Genomic DNA, 18,249 nt, shown 5'->3' with positions numbered 1-18,249 from the left:
GTCAGCCCACCGCCTTAAGCGTCGCGCCCTTCGGCATCTGCACCACGCTCACCTCGAAATCGCGCGCGTGATCCAGAGCCGGGATGCGGGCGCGCACGCGGTCCACTTCCTCCGGATCGATGTCGGCGACGATAACGCCCGGATCGGTGTCGCCCTCGGCGATGATTTCACCCCATGGCGAGATGATGAGGCTGTGGCCGAAGGTCGTGCGGCCGTTTGCGTGGCGGCCGCCCTGCGCGGCGGCGAACACGAAGCAGCCGTTTTCGATGGCCCGCGCGCGAAGCAGCGTATGCCAGTGTTTTTCGCCTGTGACCTTCGTGAAGGCTGACGGCGCGGTGAGGAACTTCGCGCCCGCCATGGCCAGCGCCTTGAACTGCTCGGGGAAGCGGATGTCGTAGCAAGTGGCGACGCCGAGCAATCCCCACGGAAGCTGCGCGACGTAGGCCTGCGTGCCGGGAATGAACGTGGCGGATTCGCGGTAGGATTCGCCGCTCGGCAGATCGACGTCGAACATGTGGATCTTGTCGTAGCGCAGCACGATGTCGCCGTTCGGCGTGAACAGGAACGCGCGGTTCGCCGCCTTGTTCTCGTCGATCTTCACCGCGATGGAGCCGATATGCAGCCACACGCGCAGCGTCTTGGCGAGGTGGGCGAAATGCGCCACGCCTTCCGTTTCGGCTTCGGGAACGATCTTTTCGAGAAGGTGAGGCGCGTCCACCTCCATCAGGAGCGTGTTTTCCGGCGTCTGGATGTAATGCGCGCCCTTGCGAGCCGCATCGCGTATCAGCGCTTCCGCCTCCAGAAGATTATCTCGAACGTCTTTCCCCGCCCGCATCTGGACGAGGCCCACTCGAAACGGATCTCTTTCGGCCATGCTCTTGCCTGCTCCTTAAAAAGTTTGTCTCATTTTGCTCAGCTTTGCAGCAGAGGATCAAGTTCGCCTTTCGCATCCAAGGCATGAAGGTCGTCACATCCGCCAATATGTCGCGATCCGATGAAGATCTGGGGAACGGAAGTGCGTCCGCCCACGAGCTCCGACATTTCGGCCCGCTTCGCCCGATCCGACACATCGATTTCGTCGAAGGCCACGCCCTTGCGTCCCAGAAGGGCTTTCGCACGGCGGCAATAGGGGCAGGACGGCGTGGTGTAGATGGTCACTGGCTGCATTTTGTATTTCCTGGCTTTTAGAACCGCAAGCAGATGGTGTGCGAAGCGCCGCTGGTCCAGAGCCGGGAGCGTCAGCTAAAGCACATCGCCGCCTTCGTCAAGGAAAGTGGCGGCACCGTGCCAGACAAGCGCGACGGCGAGTATATCCACAGCGCGCGCGCCCGCCGCGAGTAGCGCCGCCGCGCAGGCGTTCGCGGTTGCTCCGGTGGTGATGACGTCATCGACGAGCAACACGCGCTTTCCGGCTACGGCGCGCCGGCCGCTGGCGCCGACACTGAACGCTTCCGCGACGTTCGTCCGGCGCGCGTCGTGCTGAAGGCCGACCTGCGCCTTCGTTCGCTTCGTCCGTTTCAGCGCCATGACCGAAGCCGGAACCCCCGATGCGCGGGAAAGCCCCTTCGCCAGCAGCGCCGACTGATTGAAGCGGCGTTGCAGAAGCCGGAACCGGTGCAGCGGCACGGGCGCGATCAAATCCGCGTCGGCCAGCAGATCGCGCCCTGCTTCGCGCGTCAGCCGGAGAAACAGGGGCAGCGGCTCGTGACGATCCTCGAATTTGAACCGCACGATAAGTTTACGGATCACGCCGCCGTAAACGCAGGCCGCTCGCGCGCGGTCGAACACGGGCGGATCGGTGAAAGCCTGCGCCGAGAGATGCGGGCCGCTGCCGTCATAGCCGGGGAGCGGAATGCCGAGCCTGTCGCAATACGGCGCTGTGATCGGAACGAGGCCGCCCCAGCATTTCGCGCAAAGGAGGTTGTGCCGCGTCACCGGCGTGGCGCATGATACACAGACGGCGGGGAGGATGAGGTCCGCCGAGTAGCGCAGGCTTTCGGCGGCGAAGCGGGCAACGGGCTGGAACATCTGCAACGCGAGGAAGAATGAATTTGTCTAAAATTGACAGTAATCCGGGACGAACGCGTTGACCAGCCCCGGAATTTTCGACCGGACTCAAATGCGCCGCGCGCTTGCCCGCGCGAGCAGGACGCTGCCGGCGACGGACTTTCTGATCCGGCACGCAGCGGAGGAAATCGCGGATCGCCTCGGCGGCATTCGGCGGGATTTCGCGCGCGTTGCGGATGTCGGCGCGCATCACGGCGTCATGGCCCGCACGCTGTCCGCGCGGTTCCCCGGCCTCGCGCCCGTTTCGCTTGCGCCCGCGCTGCCGCTCGCCGAAGCCTGCCCGAAGCCCGCCGTCGTTGCGGATGTTGAGGCGCTGCCGCTGAAGGAGGGCGCGTTCGACCTCATCACCTCGGCGCTGTCGCTTCACCTCGCGAACGATTTGCCCGGCGCGCTCATCCAGATCCGCCGCGCGCTTCGCCCGGACGGCTTGTTCCTCGCGGCGCTGCTGGGCGGCGACACGCTGATCGAACTGCGTCAGGCGTTCATGCAGGCGGAAACCGAGACAGCGGGCGGCGTGTCGCCCCGCGTGTTCCCGACCGCCGATCTGCGCGACATGGGCGGGCTTCTCCAGCGCGCGGGCTTCGCGCTGCCGGTTGCCGATGCGGAGCAACTGACGGTGACCTATGCGGATGCGCTTGCGCTCATGCGCGACCTGAAGGCGATGGGCGCGGCGAACCCGCTCGCGGCCCGGTCCCGGCGGTTCTTGCGGCGCGATACGCTGCTTCGCGCGGCGGCGATCTACGCCGAGCGCTTCTCCGGCGACAACGGCCGCGTGCGCGCGACGTTCGAGATCATCTATCTCTGCGGGTGGTCGCCACATGAAAGCCAGCAACAGCCGGCAAAGCCCGGCTCCGCGACGGCACGCCTCGCCGACGCGCTCAAGGCGAAGGATTAGCTGGCAGCATCATCAAAATGGCTGCACCATTTTTAAGATGGCTTCAGCCAGCCGTGTATAGACCTTGTCGGCCTCCTCAATGTTGACCTTTATTCCGTATTCTTTGCCATTTTGCGTGCGCTTCCATCGCGCACCCGACCATTCGCCATCTTTGGCAGTCAACTCAAATATGGGCTTTGAAAGCTTTTGGGATACCGGGATTAGGCCACTGAAATTTTGCACTCCTGCGAGATGGTATGGCTCATCGTAAGAGACGGCATCGCGGAATGTTTGCTCATCAATGAGCATGTCAATGCTTCCCAATGTGGGAACAAGCTTCGACCCGACGATATCTTTTATTTTTTCTAGCCATGCGACATATGCCTTTGACATGCTTTTTTGTTCGGACTCTTCCGCCCCGTCGACAGTATATATGCGATAATTTTGAGATATGTATCCAAGCATTTTAGGGTTATTAATTGGCAAGGACTCTGGTTCGGCATCCTTAAACGTTTTTATTTCATTAACCCATCTTGGGAATACATTGGAGAGGGAATCTATCGCTTGATAGCAATAAAAGTCTGGCGATATTGGGATAATAAAATTGTCAGAACTCATAAGTATACAGTGATTTGTGGCTGATACACTTGGACTCATATCAACTAAAACAATATCGATTTTGTTCTCGATGGCGACTTTCCTGATTAGCTTATTGAAAGCGCTTACAAATTGCCTTAGCACGGGGATGGTTGCACTACTTGTAAGGGCGGTGGCAATCTGAGTGTCTATTTCCGAAAACCTGATATTACCGGCTAGAATAAATAGATTAGGGTTCTGAGTAGAAGCGACTGGTGTCTTTCCGGTCGTCCCTGGAGACGTGGATATGTCTTGCATTGCGAAAGTGGGAGCAAGACTACTAAAAATGTCACTATTTTGTTTACTATCATAAAATGCAAAAAGCGAATTATAGTCATCTAGGCCTAGGGTGAGACCAGTTAGATTGCATTGTGGATCAGCATCGACGACAAGAACCCTTTTGCCAAGACGGCCTAACTTCCAACCGAGATGAAAGGTTGTAGTGGTTTTGCTAACGCCCCCCTTATGGTTAAAGAGCGAAATCACCTTAGCCATTCTATCTGCTCCGCTTTGGTCGGACGCGTGACCCGCACTGTAGTAGCCGTCCGACGATGTTTGATATTCAGTTATTTCAGACAAAGGAGTTTTCTATTTTTTCGAAGCTGTATAGCCCGTTAGCCGCGGTGTCACGGTCGACTTCGTATCCGCCGCCGTCTTGACCGGCTCTGCCGCGACCGACTTCGGCAATTCGATGCCGAACCAGTTCCCCTTCGGCAGCAGCCGCTCCTTCAGGAACGCGAACACCGTCGGCGGGGCCATGATGTCCTCGAACTCCTGCGACGGAGGCGCGCTCGCCACGACGGCGCCGAAAGCGACGCCCATCAACGCCGACGCGCGCCACGATTTGCGATCCACGACCTTCAGCGCCGTTCCGAAGGATTTCTTGAGCTGCGCGCCCTCGATATCGACGGAATAGATTTCGTCGAGCGCGAGATGAATGACGAAGCCGATCAGCACGAAAAGGCCGGTCAGCCAGGCGAGCGCGGCCGGTTCGCCGAAAATGCGGGCGAAGATGACGGCGGTCAGCACCATGAAGAAGCCGCCCGCGAGCAGAGAATGGAAGATGCCGCGATGGCGCGTGCGCGTGTGGAAGATCCAGTGCACGACGTAGCGCACGAAGGCATAAACGGCGAGCCAGACGATCCAGAGTTCGGCGATCGAGTATCGTTTTTCGAGCGAAAACAGCGCGATGAACGCCGCGATCACGCCGAGCGCCGAGAACAGGATGCGCGAGGGGATCGCCTTTTCGAGGTCGATGTCGGGGAGGATGCCGCCGATGGTGCCCGCGAGCGTCAGCGTGAGCAGGTAGCTGTTCGGCGCGGCGTTGCCCGCGAGCGCGCCCGTGGCGCAAAGCCCGGTGCCGACCGCCGCCACGGCGAGATGCGTGTTGAAGTTCGCCATTTGTGCCCTCCGTTTGCAGAAGATTAACTGATTCGGAGTGCGCGGGCGTGGTGCGACGGCGTTTGTCCCGTCAGATCGGCGTGAAGACGCTTTGCGCCCTGAAAAGGCGACGCTTGCGCTCAGTCGCAAAGAAGGGTAAAGAAACTTGTCTGATCTTTTTTTGAATAGGTTTTTTGATGCGCCATTTTCTGACGACCCTCATTGCCCTCTCGGTCTCATCTGCTGCCTTCGCCGGAGATACCCACGTGCGAGGTTACACTCGCGATGACGGTACCTACGTCGAGCCGCACTACCAGACGAGGCCGAACAATAATCTCAATGATAATTTCAGCACCAAAGGGAATGTTAACCCGTACACCGGGCGCGAAGGTTGGATCGACCCGAACCGTAACTCCTACGGTTCGGGCTCGTCCAACGACCATCGCTCCGGTTATTCGAACGGCTGGGGCCGCTAAAGCCCAAGCTCCTCGCGCAGGATTTCGAGTTCGAGCCAGCGGTTTTCCGCCTCGGTCAACTCGGCCTGCGCCTTCGCGAGCGCGGCGGTCGCTTGATCGAACGCCTTGCGATCTTTCGCATAGAGGTTTGGGTCGGTGAGCTTCGCCTGAAGCGTGCCGATCTGCTTTTCGAGCGCCGTCATCTTCGCGGGCAGCGTTTCGAGCGCATGCTTCTCGTTGAAGCTGAGCTTGCGCTTCGGCTTTGGCTGATCGCCGCCAGCTGCCGCCGCCTTGAGCTTCGGCTCCTGCGTGGACTTCGTCTTCGTCGGCTCGGAGCCGAAACCGCGCCCGCCGCGCTGCGCGAGCGTGTCGGAATAGCCGCCCGCATATTCGATCCACTGGCCGTTACCGTCCGGGCAGATCATCGATGTCGCGACGCGGTCGAGGAAGTCGCGGTCATGGCTGACGAGGATGATGGTGCCGCCGTAATCGTTCAGCAGTTCTTCGAGCACGTCGAGCGTTTCGAGGTCTAGGTCGTTGGTCGGCTCGTCGAGCACCAGCAGGTTCGACGGCTTCGCGAAGGCGCGGGCGAGCATGAGCCGCGCGCGTTCGCCACCGGAAAGCACCTTCAGCGGCGAGCGCACTTGTTCCGGCAGGAAAAGGAAGTCCTGCATGTAGGACGCGACGTGGCGCGCCGCGCCGTTCACGACGACGAGGTCGCCATGCCCGCCCGTCAGCGCATCGGCGACGGTCATGTCGGGCTTGAGGCTGTCGCGGTTCTGCTCCAGCGCGGCGATTTCGAGATTGGTGCCGAGGCGCACATTGCCTTCGTCGGGTTCAAGCGCGCCAATGAGCATCTTGAGCAGCGTCGTCTTGCCCGCGCCGTTCGGCCCCGCGAGGCCGATGCGCGCGCCGCGCATGACGCGCGTTGAGAACTTCTCGACCACGGGCTTGCCGCCGCCATAGGACTTAGAAATGCCCTCGGCCTCGATCACCAGCTTGCCGGATTGCGCGCCCTCGGCCGCTTCCAGCCTCGCGGCGCCGGGCGCGCGTCGTGCCGTGCGCAGCTCGTCGCGCAGGCTATGCAGCGCACCGAGGCGACGGACGTTGCGCTTGCGCCGCGCGGTGACACCGTAGCGCAGCCAATCGGCCTCACGCTCGATCTTGCGCGCGAGCTTGTGCCGGTCGAGTTCCTCCTGCGCCAGAAACTCGTCGCGCCAGTCCTCGAACTTGCCGAAGCCGAATTCGAGCGTTCGCGTCGTGCCGCGATCCACCCACACGGTCGAGCGCGACAGGTTGGTGAGGAAGCGCCGGTCGTGGCTGATGATGACGAGCGCCGATTTCATCGCGGCGAGGCGCTTTTCGAGCCACTCGATCACCTGAATGTCGAGGTGGTTTGTCGGCTCGTCCAGCAGCAGAACGTCCGGGTTCGCGGCGAGGATGCGGACGAGCGCCGCGCGGCGCGCTTCGCCGCCCGAAAGCGTGGTGGGCGCTTCCTCGCCGGTGAGGTCGAGCTCTCCGAGGAGCAGCCGCGCCTGATAATGATCGTCCGTCGGGCCGAGGCCGCTTTCCACATACGACAGCACCGTGGCGTGGTCGCCGAAATCGGGCTCCTGCGGCAGATAGCGCATGATCGCGCCGGGCTGTGCGAAGCGGCTGCCGCTGTCCGGCTCGATCAACCCCGCCGCGATTTTCATGAGCGTGGATTTGCCGGTGCCGTTGCGCCCCACGATCGCGATGCGGTCGCCTTCGGACACGACAAGGCTCGCGCCGTCGAAAAGCGACGTGCCGCCGAAGGTCAGCGCGATATTCTGTAGCGTGAGAAGCGGTGCGGCCATGTGCGGGGCGTTGGTTCCATCTGGTTGGGATGCCCGCAGATTTGGACAGGAACGCCGCGCGATGCAATCTTTTCCGGTGGCGAGCGGTTGGAAGCTTCAGATTTCGCTCGCTTGGCTTGGGCGCATGCCGAAACCTGGCTGAAACGGAACGGCCGGACCAATGGCCCGACCGCTGAACAATCAAAAGGGGCGACGCTTAAAGCCCCACTTCCTTCACACCTTCCGGTTCGCCGACAACCGTCACAATGAGGTTCTTCGGTTCGAGCAACCGCTTGGCGACGCGCTTCACATCGGCGACGGTCACAGCTTCGATCTCGCCGTTGCGGCGTTCGATGTAGTCGGCGCCAAGGCCATCAAGCTGGATGGCGAGAAGCTGCGCCGCGATCTTCCCGCTGGTGTCGAAGCGCAGCGCGTAGGAGCCTATGAGATAGTCTTTCGCCTGCTGAAGCTCGGTCTCGGTCAGGCCTTCCTTCGACACGCGCTCAAGCTCTGCGCGGATCAGGTCGAGGGACTGCGCCACGCTCTTGTTTTCCGTCGCGACGCCGCCGGCAAAGATGCCCGCATGGTCCAGCGGATATAGATAGGTGTAGACGCCATAGGCGAGGCCGCGCTTCTCGCGCACTTCCTGCATCAGCTTCGACGAGAAGCCGCCGCCGCCGACAACGTAGTTCAGGATGAACGCCGGGATGAAGTCGGGATCCTTGCGCTTCAGGCCCTGGAAGCCGAACTGCACGACGGACTGCGGGTTGGGCATCGCGACAACGCGCTGTTTGGAGACATTCGCGAGCGTCACCTCCGGCACCTGCTTGAGATCGCCCTTCTCGGGCAAGTCGCCAAACACGGTGTCGAGCAGATCGCCGAGCTGCTTGGCGTCGATATCGCCGACCACGGCAACCTTGAGGTTATCGCGGGCGAAGATGCGCTTGCGGTAGGCTTTCAGATCGTCGGGCGTAATGGACTCTATGCTTTCCACCGTGCCGTTCGATGAGCGGCCGTAGGGATGGGCGCCGAACGCGAGCTTGTACCATTCGATGGAGCTGACCTTGTCCGGGTCTTTCTCCTCAAGCCGCAAATTCGCGAGAAGCTGCTCGCGGATGCGGTTCGCGTCGTCCGCGTCGAAATGCGGATCGTTAAGCGATGCGCGCAGAAGTTTGATCGCGTCCTCGCGATTTTGCGTCAGCGTCTGGAACGAGCCGGAAAAGTTGTCGTAGTTCGCACTGAACGACATCTTGGCGGCCAGTTCTTCGAGGCGCTTCTGGAATCCCGAGGAATCGAGATCGCCAGCGCCTTCATCGAGCATGCCCGAAACGAAGGTCGCCACGCCGGACTTGCCGTCGGGGTCCTGCGTGGAGCCGCCCTTGAAGGCAAACTGGAGGCTGAGTATCGGGCGGCTGTGATCTTCCACGAGCCACGCCTCGATACCCTTTTTGCTGACGACTTTCTGAATCTGCATGGCGCTCGCTGGCAGGACGGCTCCGAAAAGGAGCGAAACAAACAAAGCTGAGGCAGCAAGCGACTTCATAAGTCGGCTGCCGGAAATCTTGAATATCATGTGGGTCTTCCGCTCCTCAATGCAACGTGCCGCCAGCGGAAGCCGGACGGGGATCGACCTTCGCCACCTGCGAAGGTTCGGGGATGAGATAGCCTGTCACGGAGCGCTTCCGCTTCAGGTACTTCGCCGCGACGGCCTGAACGTCCTCGCGCTTGACCGCCTTCAGCCGTTCGGACCGGGCCTCGACATCGTCGACCGTGCGGCCCGTGGCAAGGCTCCAGCCATAGGTATGCGCAAGGCTCTGCTGGCTGTCGGAGGAATAGACAAGGTTCGCGATTTCGCTCGTCTTGGCGCGCTCAAGCTCTTCGTCCGTGACGCCGTTTCGTATCACTTCATCGATCACTTCATCGATTGAGGCCTCGATGTCTTCCAGCTTGTTGTCTCCCGCAGCCACCGCGTAGAAGCCGAAGCGGCCATTGTCGAGGGCAAGCCCGCTGTACCATGCGCTTGCGGCGGATGCCTTTTTCTCCTCGCGCACGAGCTTGTTGTAGATGCGGCTCGTGTTGCTCGCGCCGACGATGCGCCCGAGCAATTGCATCGCCTCGGCTTCGCCGTTGGTGGCGGTGTTGAAGCTCGGCGCGGTGTAGTAGCGCTCAAGCGTCGCCTTGCCGACGCGGCCGTCGCGCAGAAGGACGCGCTTCTCGGCGACCGGCTCCGGCTCGGATGGGCGTTTGCGCGGAGCGCCGACAGCCGAGTTCGCGGGGATCTTGCCGTAGGTTTCCTTCGCGAGCCTGACAACTTCTTCCGGCTCCACATCGCCGGTTACGACGAGAACCGCGTTATTTGGCGCATACCACTTCTTGTAGTGGGCGATGGCGTCCTCGCGGGTGAGGCCCTTCATCTCAGTTTCCCAGCCGATGATCGGCGTGTGGTAAGGGTGCGCCGTGTAGAGCGAAGCCATCATCTGCTCCTGCAGGAGCGAAGACGGGTCGTTGTCAACTCGGCTGCGGCGCTCTTCAAGGATGACCTTGCGCTCGGTGAGAACATCGTTCTCCGCGAGCTTGAGGTTTGCCATGCGGTCGGCTTCCATCTCCATCACCTTCGGAAGTTTGTCCTTGGCGACGCGCTGGAAATAGGCCGTGATGTCCTGCGCGGTGAATGCGTTGTCCTGTCCGCCGAGGCGCGCAACGATTTTCGAGTACTCGCCCGCCGGAATCTTGTCCGTACCCTTGAACATCAGATGTTCGAGGAAGTGCGCGATGCCCGACTTGCCGAGCGGTTCGTCAGCCGCGCCGACCTTGTACCACACCATGTGCGTGACGACCGGCGCACGGCGATCCGGGACGACCACGATTTCGAGGCCGTTATCCAGCGTGCCGTGATAGGCAAGACGCGCGGGAGACGAGGTTTGCGCGGCGGCGAGGGTATCGAGGGGGGACAGCGCTAAAGCCATGAGCAGGGCACCAAGGAGTTTGATTTTGGTCAGTTTGCCCGATCTAGATGGCGTTGAACAGGGGTGGGTTCCATATGATGAAGCTTGAAACATCGGCAATCCGGCATCCTTCTGCAAAGAGTCGCTGAAGATATAGCTCTTTCCCTCCATGGCGCCAGTAGTGGTGCGGCGATTTCATGACATTGCGAGATAAAAGTCGTCCTCCGGCTCGGAAATAGGACGATCGGTAGGATATTACATTTTTGTCATGTGCCGAGGTTGTGTAGAGGAAGCGCCCAAGACATCGACCGATCGGGCAAGAATCTGCGGTCCAATCGCCCAATACATCCCGCTCATTCACATCGCCCTCGCAATCGTGACCGCCTCTGGCGGTGTCATCGCAATAGCAGTCGGGGCTTTCGCGTGCATCTCTCCGAACTCGGTGAACAGGAGGTTTTTGTTTTACAATTCATATGCCGGGTACGAACGCATGCATTGACCCTGCCCTCGATGCATTGAGAGAAACGCACCGTTTTCGGTAGGCAAAAACCCACACGAACAAGCTTATCCTCGGCCGCTTGCACGGGAGCTTCCACAAGCAGGAGCGAAGCCAAAGATATGACCGCTAGATTGATCATGACAATCAGTCCTCTGATTACGGTGTAAATATTATCGAAGGTATCAGGTAACTTTCATCGGTCTATTTTACTGCGCCATTTGGGCGAGGTAACATTCAATTAATCCGCGCTCGCCTAGCCTGCCTCCAAACGTTCCAACAACGAAGAGGCAATGTCATGAAGTCTTTAGCGCTTGCGGTCGCCGCTGTGTTCCTTCTAACCACAGCTGCTTCTTTCAATGCCGATGCGGCGAGCCGTAATCAGGGCCAGTACAGTCAGTCAGGCAAGAGCCACCTGAACAAGTCGAAAAACAAGGCTAGCCAGATGGGCAAGTCGAGCGACCGCCGCGCCAAGGCCCGCACAACCGGCCAGCGCAGCGGTCAATATGGCAGCCGCGGCTGATCCACCCCAGGCAACAGAGCTTCGGCGGCCATCCCAGCCGAAGCTCCCCTTCACCTCAACCAAGCGGGGAAGTTCATGAAAATCATCGTCTTTGCAGCCATTCCTCTTTTCACCATCCTCGCCGCGTCAGGGTCGGCAACGGCTCAAACGGGTCAGGGCATTGACAACGCTCACGCCCAGCGGCAGCTATCGCGCGCGATGCAGAACCGGGCGAATCCCGTTCGCGACCGCTCGCAGGCGGCGAAGCGTGCGACCCAGAAGCGCCAGCAAGCCCGTCTCAAAGCCCGCTCACAGCAGATGAGACGGGAACCGGCCAGCGGCACCCGGTACTAGGCGCGCCTACTCTTGGACCCTGAAGCGTCAGCGCACCATCGCGCGCTGGCGCTAGATCCCCTTCCTAACCAGCGGCGCCCCGCCCAACTTCGTCGCCCTCGCCACGACGTCGAAAATGAAACTCAGCGCGTCCTCGATGTCCCGGTCGAAATCCCTCGGATACATTTCCGCAAGCGTGCGCGCCAAAGCCCATTTCATTGCCGCGAAGTGCTCGGGCTGAACACCCGCACAGGCGTGGCGCAAGCCGAGATATTCGATCTCGGGAAGCGAGGCGCGCCCGGCTTCTGCGTCAACAGGCCAGAGCTGGCTTGAGCGCGTCAAGGCGATGGTGCTGCGTAACATCAAGGTGAATTGCATCTGCTGCGCCGCGAAGTCGCCTTTGAATAGCGACGCCGCTTCGGGGACCGCTTCAAAAAACCGCTCATACATGAGAGACACGATTTCCGGCAGGTCGCTTTCGATATTCGAGAAAAATTCTCGCAAGGCGGCTAACTGGTTAGGCACTATCAACGAAAACACCCCACACTCGACACAGCATCTTACATCCGGCGTAAGAATAGGGAAAACACCGCGAACACGCAATTTGCCCATGAGGGAGAAATGAACGGCGCGCGAAAGCAAAGCCTCAGCCTTGGCTCAATCTCGCGCTGGCTTCGCGCCTGCCGATGAGGGGCAGTAAGTCCTTCAGCTCCGGCCCGCGTTCCAGCCCCGTCAGCGCCAACCGCAAGGGATGAAACAGCGCGCGCCCCTTAGCGCCCGTCGCCTGCTTCACAGCCTCGGTCCAGATTTTCCAGGTGCCCTGGTCCCACGGCTCCGGCGGCAGAAGCGCGAGCGCCTTCTCGACGAGCGCCGCGTCCTCGATCACCGGCGTGATGGGCCCTTTCGCCACGCGCCACCACAGATCGACATCGGCGAACACTTCGAGATTGGCGCGCACCGCAAGCCAGAACGCCTCGCCGCCATCGATGCCGCGAGCCGCCAGCCGCTCCGCCACCGCTTCATACGGCGTCGCGTGCAGAAGCTTCGTGTTGAGGCCCGCGAGTTCGGCGGGATCGAAGCGGGCGGGCGCGCGCGAGATCTTCGCGAGATCGAACAGCGATGCCAGCGCCGCAAGGCTCTCCTGCGGGTGCAACGCCTCCGAAGTGCCGATGAGCGCCGCATGCGTCATCACCGCGAGCGGCTCGAAACCGTCGTCGCGGAGCCCGGCGATGGACAGCGAGCCGATGCGCTTCGACAGCGCCTCACCCTGCGCGCCGATGAGCAGATTGTTATGCGCGAAACGCGGGACGGCAGCGCCCAGCGCCTCGAAAAGCTGAATTTGAACGGCGGTGTTGGTGACGTGGTCCTCGCCGCGAATGATGTGCGTGACGCCGGTGTCGGCATCGTCGGCGACGCTCGTGAAGGTGTAGAGCGGCGTGCCGTCCTCACGGATGAGCACGGGATCGGAGATGGTGCCCGCGTCGATTTCCTGCGGCCCGCGAATGAGGTCGTCCCACGCGGTCGGCCGCTGGTCGAGCTTGAAGCGCCAATGCGGCTTGCGTCCGGCGGCCTCCAGTTCGGCGCGCTCGGCGTCGGTCAGGTTCAGCGCCGCGCGGTCGTAGACCGGAGGCTTGCCGCGCGCCATTTGCAGCTTGCGCCTCCGCTCAAGCTCCGCCGCCGTTTCATAAGCCGGATAGAGCCGCCCCGCCTGCTTCAGCTTTTCCGCCGTTTCGGCATAGAAGGCGAAGCGCTCCGACTGGCGAAATTCCTCGTCCCACGTCAGCCCGAGCCAGTGCAGATCCTCGCGGATGCCGTCGACGTATTCTTCCTTAGAGCGCTCAAGGTCCGTGTCGTCGAAGCGGAGCACGAAGACGCCGCCCTCGCGCCGCGCGAACAGCCAGTTGAACACGGCGGAGCGGATGTTGCCGATGTGAAGCCGGCCCGTGGGGCTCGGCGCGAAGCGGACTTTGACCTGTGTCACGGAAGTTGCTCGCGGAAGCGATTGACGATCGGATAACGGCGGTCGCGCCCGAAATTACGCTCGGTGATCTTCACGCCGGGGGCCGCCTGCCGCCGCTTATACTCCGAAAGATAGAGCAGGCGCTCCACCTTTTTCACGGTTTCAGGTGCATGGCCGCGCGCGACGACGGCGGATAACGGCTCTTCGCGGTCCACGAGGCATTCGAGGATGTCGTCGAGCGCGTCATAAGGCGGCAGCGAATCCTGATCCGTCTGGTTCTCGCGAAGCTCGGCGGTCGGCGCTTTGGTGATGATGTTTTCCGGGATGACGACGCCGCCCGGCCCGAGGCAGCCCTTCGGCACGCGCTCGTTGCGGAACCGCGACAGCGCGAAGACCTGCGTCTTGTAAAGATCCTTGATCGGGTTGAAGCCGCCGTTCATGTCGCCATAAAGCGTTGCGTAGCCCGCCGACACCTCGGACTTGTTGCCCGTGGTCACGACCATGCCGCCGAACTTGTTCGACACGGCCATTAGCGTCGTGCCGCGAATGCGCGATTGCAGGTTTTCCTCCGCGAGGCCGGGCGCGGCACCCTTGAACAGTGGCGCGAGCATGCCGCCGAACACCTCGACCGCCGTGTGGATCGGCACGATGTCGTAGCGCACGTCGAGCGCTTCCGCGCAAGCTGCCGCGTCGTCGAGCGAGGCGCCAGACGTGTAGCGGTAGGGTAGCATGATGCAATGCACGCGTGCCGCACCCAGTGCATCGGTCGCCATTGCGGCGCAAATCGCGCTGTCGATGCCGCCGGAAAGGCCCAGCACCACGCCGGGGAAGCGGTTTTTCTCGACATAGTCGCGCAGTCCGATCACGCAGGCGAGATAGGCCGCCTCGCGACCTTCCTCGACGCGCGCGCTCGGACCCTCGACACACGCCCAGCCGCCCGCGTCGCGCCGCCATTCGGTGAGCGCGAGCGCCGTCTCCCACGCCGGAAGCTGCGCCGCGAGCGCGCCGTCGCGGTTGAGCGCGAAGGATGCGCCGTCGAACACAAGTTCGTCCTGTCCGCCGAACTGATTGATATAGAGCAACGGCAGACCGGCTTCGGCCACCCGCGCGCGAGCCACGTCGAGCCGCTGCGCGCGCTTCTTCAGCGTGAAGGGCGATCCGTTCGGCGAAATCAGAAGCTCCGCGCCGCGCGCCGCAAGCGATCCCACGATGGCGGGCGTCCAGATATCCTCGCAGATCGGCAGCCCGAGGCGAAGCCCGGCGAAATCCACTGGTTCGGGCAACGGCCCCGGCGCGAACACGCGCTTCTCGTCGAACACGCTGTAGTTCGGCAGGTCCACCTTGTAGCGCAGCGCCTCGATGCGCCCGCCCGCGAGCAGCGCGACCGCGTTATAAGCCTTGCCATCTTCGCCCCACGGCGTGCCGATGAGCAGCGCCGGGCCGCCGTCCGCCGTCGTGGCCGCAAGCGCGCGCGTCGCCTCCATGCAAGCTGCCACGAAGGCGGGCTTCAGGATGAGGTCTTCCGGCGGATAGCCCGCGATGAAAAGCTCCGAAAAAACCACCAGATCGGCCGCCACAGCGCGCGCATCATCCCGCGCCGCGCGGGCCAGTGCGACATTTCCGGCGAGGTCGCCCACAACGGGGTTGAGCTGAGCACAGGCGATGCGGAAGGATGCAGTCATGGCGCGAAGGTCTCCGATTCCCGCCGACGAAGAGAACGGCGAGACGTGTGCAGGGTGCACCACAAATTACGTCACGTTGCACGATTTTACGTCGGATTACGTCAGACGTGCACACTAATTCAAGACCCGAATGCCGTCACGGGGTCTCGATCCGGCAGATCGCCGTCGGCAAGGGCGAGGAGGCGCTTCAGCACGCGACCACAGGATTTCGCCAGTGGTGGCCGTCGAGCGGTTGCCTAAACAGGCGCGATTTGTTATTTGATTTAAGGATGCGCCCGCCCTTCGCGGAGCGGAGCACCATGCCGGCTTAGCACAGTGGTAGTGCAGCGGTTTTGTAAACCGAAGGTCGGGGGTTCAAATCCCTCAGCCGGCACCATAACCTAAGATTGCAAAAATTGGCTTCAGCGGGTTCGCTGAACTCGCGCAAGGCGAATAGTCCCGCTTGGCATCAGGTCTGTCCAGACCGAGGCTGCGAGCCTTTATCAAGTTTCAAGATACTTCGACGGGCTCTTGGCGCCTTGTCAGAGACGCGTTCCGCAAGGCCGGAAAAGCGGCGCTGATCGCAACCGTAGCAGCGATGCAGGCGGCTCCGCCCGCCACGAGGGCGAGATTTACCGACGAAGCCCCGGCGACCATACCCGTTTGCAGTCCGCCAAACGCCGGCCCGGCATTGGACTGGAAAAGCCACAAGGCGAACACCCTGCCCCGAAACGGATCCGGTACGCTGCACTGGAGCAATGCTACTCTCAGGATTTGGGCGATGGAGCTGAAAAAGCCGAGGAGCCCAAAGAGAAACGATGTCGATTCAATAGTTTGCCCGGATGAAACGCACGCCGCGCAAAGCCCCCAACAAATCGTAGCCCAGAAGAGCATCCGCCCCGGCTGCGCGACATGCCTCGTCCATCCCGATGTCAGCGCGGCGATCAGGCCCCCGATCGCGGGCGCCGTGTAAAGCAGGCTCGCGCCTGCTGCTCCGGCGGCGAAGGTATCGATTGCGATCTTTGGAATGAGCACCTGCGGAGCAACAAAAAGCGTTGTAGCCAGCTCGGTCGCCAGCAGCGCAACGACGAGGGGATTCGATTTGAGGTAAGCGACGGCTCCGGCCAGACCGGGAGAGGAACGGTCGCCTTCATGGCCGCGCTCTGGCGGCAGGGATGGCAGGCACGAGAGAAGCACCGGCGTTATCGCCGCGCCGACCACGACGAAGGCGTAACAGAACGCGAATCCAGGCCCCGCTATGAAGAGTGCTGCGATGGGAGGGCCGATAATCGCGCCCGTCTGAAGTCCGATAGCGGTGAGCGCCCCGGCGGCGGCCAGGTGCTCGCGCGGGAGAAGCGAGGGAGCCGCCGCCATGAGGGCCGGAGAGCTGAAGCCGCCTGCGATGCCACCCAGGCTGACCGCCAGATAGATGACCCACAGGTGCGGATGCTCAAGGCACGCGTTCCCAAGCAATATGAGCATCGTGATGAGAAATGCGCTTCTGCTCCAAACCATCTGGGGCTTGCGGTCGTAGCGGTCGGCCATCGGCGCACCGACAAGTAGCCCGAGCGCGGTTCCGCCTGCGGCCGCGAACGCGACTGCGCCGACGTGAAACGACGATTGAGTGAGCGCGAAAACCTGAAGGCTCACGGCGACGGCGAGCACGCCATAGACGAGCAGCGAAGCCGTCCGCGCAATAAACAGCAGACGGAACGGCGCGCTCTGGCGAAGGGGAGCGATGTCCACCAGCAGGCGCGAGAGGCGTACCCGCAAGAGCGCCATGGATCGGCCTATCCTATTTGATCGAAAAACGCACAGGCGCGGTGATGGTCAGCGGCGCGCCGGGCGGCGGGGCGGGCAGCGGCGAAGCGCGCCTCACCAGATCGAGCGCTTCCGCGTCGAGATCCCGATGGCCTGAAGGTTTCCGCAACGAAGCCGAAAGTACTTTTCCGGAACGATCGAGACTGAAAGTCACCACGGCGGTGCCGGTTTCGCCTCTGGAGCGCGCATCGGCCGGGTAGCGCTTGTTGCGGCCGAGATGCGTCATCAACCGGCTTTCCCAAGTGGCGATGGCGACGGCCGAGGATTGGCCCGCCCCTGACTGTCGCGCAGCGCTCCGGTCGGACTTCTGAACCTCCGCCGCAGACTCGATGGCGGCGACCGACGCAGGCGCGGGCTTATTCGGCTTTTTCACCGGTTCGGGCTTGGGCGTTTCAATTGGAAGCGGAACCTCTACGGTTTCCATCTGCGGTAAAGGCGGTTTGATTTCGTCCGGCTGCTCGTCGGGCTTTTCCTCGACGGGTTTTTCAGCCTCATCCGGCAGGGGATCGGGCGTTTCCGAGGGCTTCTCTACCGGCTCGATGGAGTTGCTCTGAACCTCCTGCGCGGCAAACATCGCGTTGCCGATTTCGGTCATGTCCGTGCGAGCGGCTTGGTCAACATCGATCGACAGGTCGATCATGAGCGCGGGGGGCGCGCCCGCGTTTGCCTGAATTTCGGGGGTCTGCGCGAAACCGACGCCCACGAGAGCCGCGACGCCGGCAACCGTCGCGCTGGCGGAACCCCACAGCGCGATTGTCGCCGCGCCATTGCCTCTTCGGTCAAGCAATCTGTCCGCGAGCCGGATCAACGCCTCGTCGATGCCGCGAGGGGGAGGCGCGGTCATGGGGCGGTCTGGGCGGCGGAAGGCGACGGCGCACCTGCGGTTTCGAGCCCCACAAGCGCGACCTTCAGATAGCCCGCATCGCGCAGCACATTCATAACCGCCATGAACTCGCCATAGGGCACGCCCTTGTCCGCGCGGAGATAAATGCGTGTCTCGCGGTTGCCGGACGCGGCCGCGTCGATAGCGCCCGCCAGCGCATCGCGAGAAATCGCCTCATTGCCGAGCGCGAGCGAGTAATCGCCCTTTAGCGTGAGATAAAGCGGTTTCTCAGGCTTTTGCGCGGGCTTCGCCGTGGATGCGGGCAAGTCCACGTTTATGTCCACCGTCGCGAGCGGCGCGGCCACCATGAAGATGATGAGCAGCACCAGCATCACGTCGATCATCGGCGTGACGTTGATTTCGCTCGCCTCCGGCAGATCGTCGCCGCCGCCATGGTTATCCAATAATCCCCCGGCCAT

General features: G+C 62.0%; 18 protein-coding genes and 1 tRNA gene. 5 read left to right on the top strand and 14 right to left on the bottom strand.

Going from position 1 to position 18,249, the window contains the following annotated elements; translation table 11 throughout:
• Position 1 precedes the first annotated feature (1 nt).
• The 3 genes from T281_RS04575 to T281_RS04565 all read right to left on the bottom strand — a co-directional run bounded on the left by T281_RS04575 (position 2) and on the right by T281_RS04565 (position 2,028).
• Positions 2 to 874, bottom strand: coding sequence for a carbon-nitrogen hydrolase family protein (locus T281_RS04575; RefSeq protein WP_037234929.1), 873 nt, complete (start codon positions 872 to 874; stop codon positions 2 to 4).
• Between the two features lie 38 nt (positions 875 to 912).
• Positions 913 to 1,167 (bottom strand): glutaredoxin 3, encoded by a 255-nt coding sequence (gene grxC, locus T281_RS04570; RefSeq protein ID WP_037234926.1) that lies wholly within the window; start codon positions 1,165 to 1,167, stop codon positions 913 to 915.
• A gap of 75 nt (positions 1,168 to 1,242) precedes the next feature.
• The gene (locus T281_RS04565; RefSeq protein WP_052037033.1) at positions 1,243 to 2,028 is read right to left on the bottom strand and encodes a ComF family protein; all 786 of its coding nucleotides are present in this window, start codon (positions 2,026 to 2,028) and stop codon (positions 1,243 to 1,245) included.
• Between the two features lie 58 nt (positions 2,029 to 2,086).
• Between T281_RS04565 and T281_RS04560 the strand changes: the two genes are divergently transcribed.
• Positions 2,087 to 2,962 carry a methyltransferase domain-containing protein gene (locus T281_RS04560; protein ID WP_037234923.1) on the top strand — a complete coding sequence of 292 codons (876 nt, stop codon included), beginning with the start codon at positions 2,087 to 2,089 and terminating at the stop codon, positions 2,960 to 2,962.
• Positions 2,963 to 2,974: 12 nt separating this feature from the next.
• Here T281_RS04560 and T281_RS04555 read toward each other — a convergent pair whose 3' ends face one another.
• Entirely contained in the window at positions 2,975 to 4,072 is a 1,098-nt protein-coding gene (locus T281_RS04555; protein WP_037234978.1) for a ParA family protein, read from the bottom strand.
• Between the two features lie 93 nt (positions 4,073 to 4,165).
• A complete protein-coding gene (locus T281_RS04550; protein ID WP_052037031.1) occupies positions 4,166 to 4,978 on the bottom strand; it encodes a metal-dependent hydrolase in 813 nt (270 codons plus the stop codon).
• Positions 4,979 to 5,223: 245 nt separating this feature from the next.
• Here T281_RS04550 and T281_RS18170 point away from each other — a divergent pair, with 245 nt between their 5' ends.
• Positions 5,224 to 5,433, top strand: coding sequence for a hypothetical protein (locus tag T281_RS18170; RefSeq protein WP_199502245.1), 210 nt, complete (start codon positions 5,224 to 5,226; stop codon positions 5,431 to 5,433).
• Here the strand turns inward: T281_RS18170 and T281_RS04545 are convergent.
• The 3 genes from T281_RS04545 to T281_RS04535 form a co-directional block, all read right to left on the bottom strand.
• Complete coding sequence (locus T281_RS04545; protein ID WP_037234921.1) at positions 5,430 to 7,250, bottom strand: ABC-F family ATP-binding cassette domain-containing protein; 1,821 nt, start codon at positions 7,248 to 7,250, stop codon at positions 5,430 to 5,432. The two genes, T281_RS18170 and T281_RS04545, sit on opposite strands and share 4 nt — an antisense overlap.
• Before the next feature lie 196 nt (positions 7,251 to 7,446).
• Complete coding sequence (locus T281_RS04540; RefSeq protein ID WP_245269151.1) at positions 7,447 to 8,703, bottom strand: M16 family metallopeptidase; 1,257 nt, start codon at positions 8,701 to 8,703, stop codon at positions 7,447 to 7,449.
• Positions 8,704 to 8,818: 115 nt separating this feature from the next.
• Positions 8,819 to 10,195 (bottom strand): M16 family metallopeptidase, encoded by a 1,377-nt coding sequence (locus T281_RS04535; RefSeq protein ID WP_338053295.1) that lies wholly within the window; start codon positions 10,193 to 10,195, stop codon positions 8,819 to 8,821.
• Between the two features lie 773 nt (positions 10,196 to 10,968).
• Here T281_RS04535 and T281_RS04530 point away from each other — a divergent pair.
• Both T281_RS04530 and T281_RS04525 read left to right on the top strand, forming a co-directional pair.
• On the top strand, positions 10,969 to 11,193 hold the full coding sequence (locus tag T281_RS04530; protein ID WP_037234908.1) for a hypothetical protein: 225 nt from the start codon (positions 10,969 to 10,971) through the stop codon (positions 11,191 to 11,193).
• Between the two features lie 75 nt (positions 11,194 to 11,268).
• Entirely contained in the window at positions 11,269 to 11,526 is a 258-nt protein-coding gene (locus tag T281_RS04525) for a hypothetical protein (RefSeq protein WP_037234907.1), read from the top strand.
• A gap of 51 nt (positions 11,527 to 11,577) precedes the next feature.
• On the opposite strand, the gene T281_RS17435 is transcribed toward T281_RS04525, so the two are convergent.
• From T281_RS17435 to T281_RS04510, 3 genes are read right to left on the bottom strand one after another with little or no spacing between them, the layout of a single operon-like run.
• Positions 11,578 to 12,147, bottom strand: coding sequence for a globin domain-containing protein (locus tag T281_RS17435; protein ID WP_155955101.1), 570 nt, complete (start codon positions 12,145 to 12,147; stop codon positions 11,578 to 11,580).
• Between the two features lie 4 nt (positions 12,148 to 12,151).
• Positions 12,152 to 13,486: a glutamate--tRNA ligase gene (gene gltX / locus T281_RS04515; protein WP_037234906.1), complete on the bottom strand. Its 1,335-nt coding sequence runs from the start codon at positions 13,484 to 13,486 to the stop codon at positions 12,152 to 12,154.
• Entirely contained in the window at positions 13,483 to 15,147 is a 1,665-nt protein-coding gene (locus T281_RS04510; RefSeq protein ID WP_037234904.1) for an NAD+ synthase, read from the bottom strand. Before T281_RS04510 ends, gltX begins: the two co-directional genes overlap by 4 nt.
• A gap of 301 nt (positions 15,148 to 15,448) precedes the next feature.
• Here T281_RS04510 and T281_RS04505 point away from each other — a divergent pair.
• Positions 15,449 to 15,523: transfer RNA gene (locus T281_RS04505), tRNA-Thr, on the top strand.
• A 113-nt stretch (positions 15,524 to 15,636) separates the two neighbouring features.
• Here the strand turns inward: T281_RS04505 and T281_RS04500 are convergent.
• From T281_RS04500 to exbD, 3 genes are read right to left on the bottom strand one after another with little or no spacing between them, the layout of a single operon-like run.
• Positions 15,637 to 16,908: an MFS transporter gene (locus T281_RS04500; RefSeq protein ID WP_052037029.1), complete on the bottom strand. Its 1,272-nt coding sequence runs from the start codon at positions 16,906 to 16,908 to the stop codon at positions 15,637 to 15,639.
• 13 nt (positions 16,909 to 16,921) lie between these two features.
• Positions 16,922 to 17,791 carry a TonB family protein gene (locus T281_RS04495; protein ID WP_052037028.1) on the bottom strand — a complete coding sequence of 290 codons (870 nt, stop codon included), beginning with the start codon at positions 17,789 to 17,791 and terminating at the stop codon, positions 16,922 to 16,924.
• A complete protein-coding gene (gene exbD, locus T281_RS04490) occupies positions 17,788 to 18,249 on the bottom strand; it encodes a TonB system transport protein ExbD (RefSeq protein ID WP_037234901.1) in 462 nt (153 codons plus the stop codon). The genes T281_RS04495 and exbD overlap by 4 nt, the downstream gene beginning before the upstream one ends.

The organism is Rhodomicrobium udaipurense JA643, assembly GCF_000636015.1.
GTDB lineage: Bacteria > Pseudomonadota > Alphaproteobacteria > Rhizobiales > Rhodomicrobiaceae > Rhodomicrobium > Rhodomicrobium udaipurense.
Note: the sequence above shows the minus strand (reverse complement) of the source record. Positions and strands in the feature narration are given on the sequence as shown.

Excerpts from the sequence above, each read along its gene's own strand:
- T281_RS04545 (WP_037234921.1), bottom strand. The coding sequence starts at position 7,250 with ATGGCCGCACCGCTTCTCACGCTACAGAATATCGCGCTGACCTTCGGC.
- T281_RS04555 (WP_037234978.1), bottom strand. The coding sequence starts at position 4,072 with ATGGCTAAGGTGATTTCGCTCTTTAACCATAAGGGGGGCGTTAGCAAA.
- T281_RS04565 (WP_052037033.1), bottom strand. The coding sequence starts at position 2,028 with ATGTTCCAGCCCGTTGCCCGCTTCGCCGCCGAAAGCCTGCGCTACTCG.
- T281_RS04575 (WP_037234929.1), bottom strand. The coding sequence starts at position 874 with ATGGCCGAAAGAGATCCGTTTCGAGTGGGCCTCGTCCAGATGCGGGCG.
- T281_RS04500 (WP_052037029.1), bottom strand. The coding sequence starts at position 16,908 with ATGGCGCTCTTGCGGGTACGCCTCTCGCGCCTGCTGGTGGACATCGCT.
- T281_RS04535 (WP_338053295.1), bottom strand. The coding sequence starts at position 10,195 with ATGGCTTTAGCGCTGTCCCCCCTCGATACCCTCGCCGCCGCGCAAACC.
- T281_RS04550 (WP_052037031.1), bottom strand. The coding sequence starts at position 4,978 with ATGGCGAACTTCAACACGCATCTCGCCGTGGCGGCGGTCGGCACCGGG.
- grxC (WP_037234926.1), bottom strand. The coding sequence starts at position 1,167 with ATGCAGCCAGTGACCATCTACACCACGCCGTCCTGCCCCTATTGCCGC.
- T281_RS04495 (WP_052037028.1), bottom strand. The coding sequence starts at position 17,791 with ATGACCGCGCCTCCCCCTCGCGGCATCGACGAGGCGTTGATCCGGCTC.
- T281_RS04510 (WP_037234904.1), bottom strand. The coding sequence starts at position 15,147 with ATGACTGCATCCTTCCGCATCGCCTGTGCTCAGCTCAACCCCGTTGTG.
- exbD (WP_037234901.1), bottom strand. The coding sequence starts at position 18,249 with ATGGCCGGGGGATTATTGGATAACCATGGCGGCGGCGACGATCTGCCG.
- T281_RS04530 (WP_037234908.1), top strand. The coding sequence starts at position 10,969 with ATGAAGTCTTTAGCGCTTGCGGTCGCCGCTGTGTTCCTTCTAACCACA.
- T281_RS04525 (WP_037234907.1), top strand. The coding sequence starts at position 11,269 with ATGAAAATCATCGTCTTTGCAGCCATTCCTCTTTTCACCATCCTCGCC.
- T281_RS04540 (WP_245269151.1), bottom strand. The coding sequence starts at position 8,703 with ATGCAGATTCAGAAAGTCGTCAGCAAAAAGGGTATCGAGGCGTGGCTC.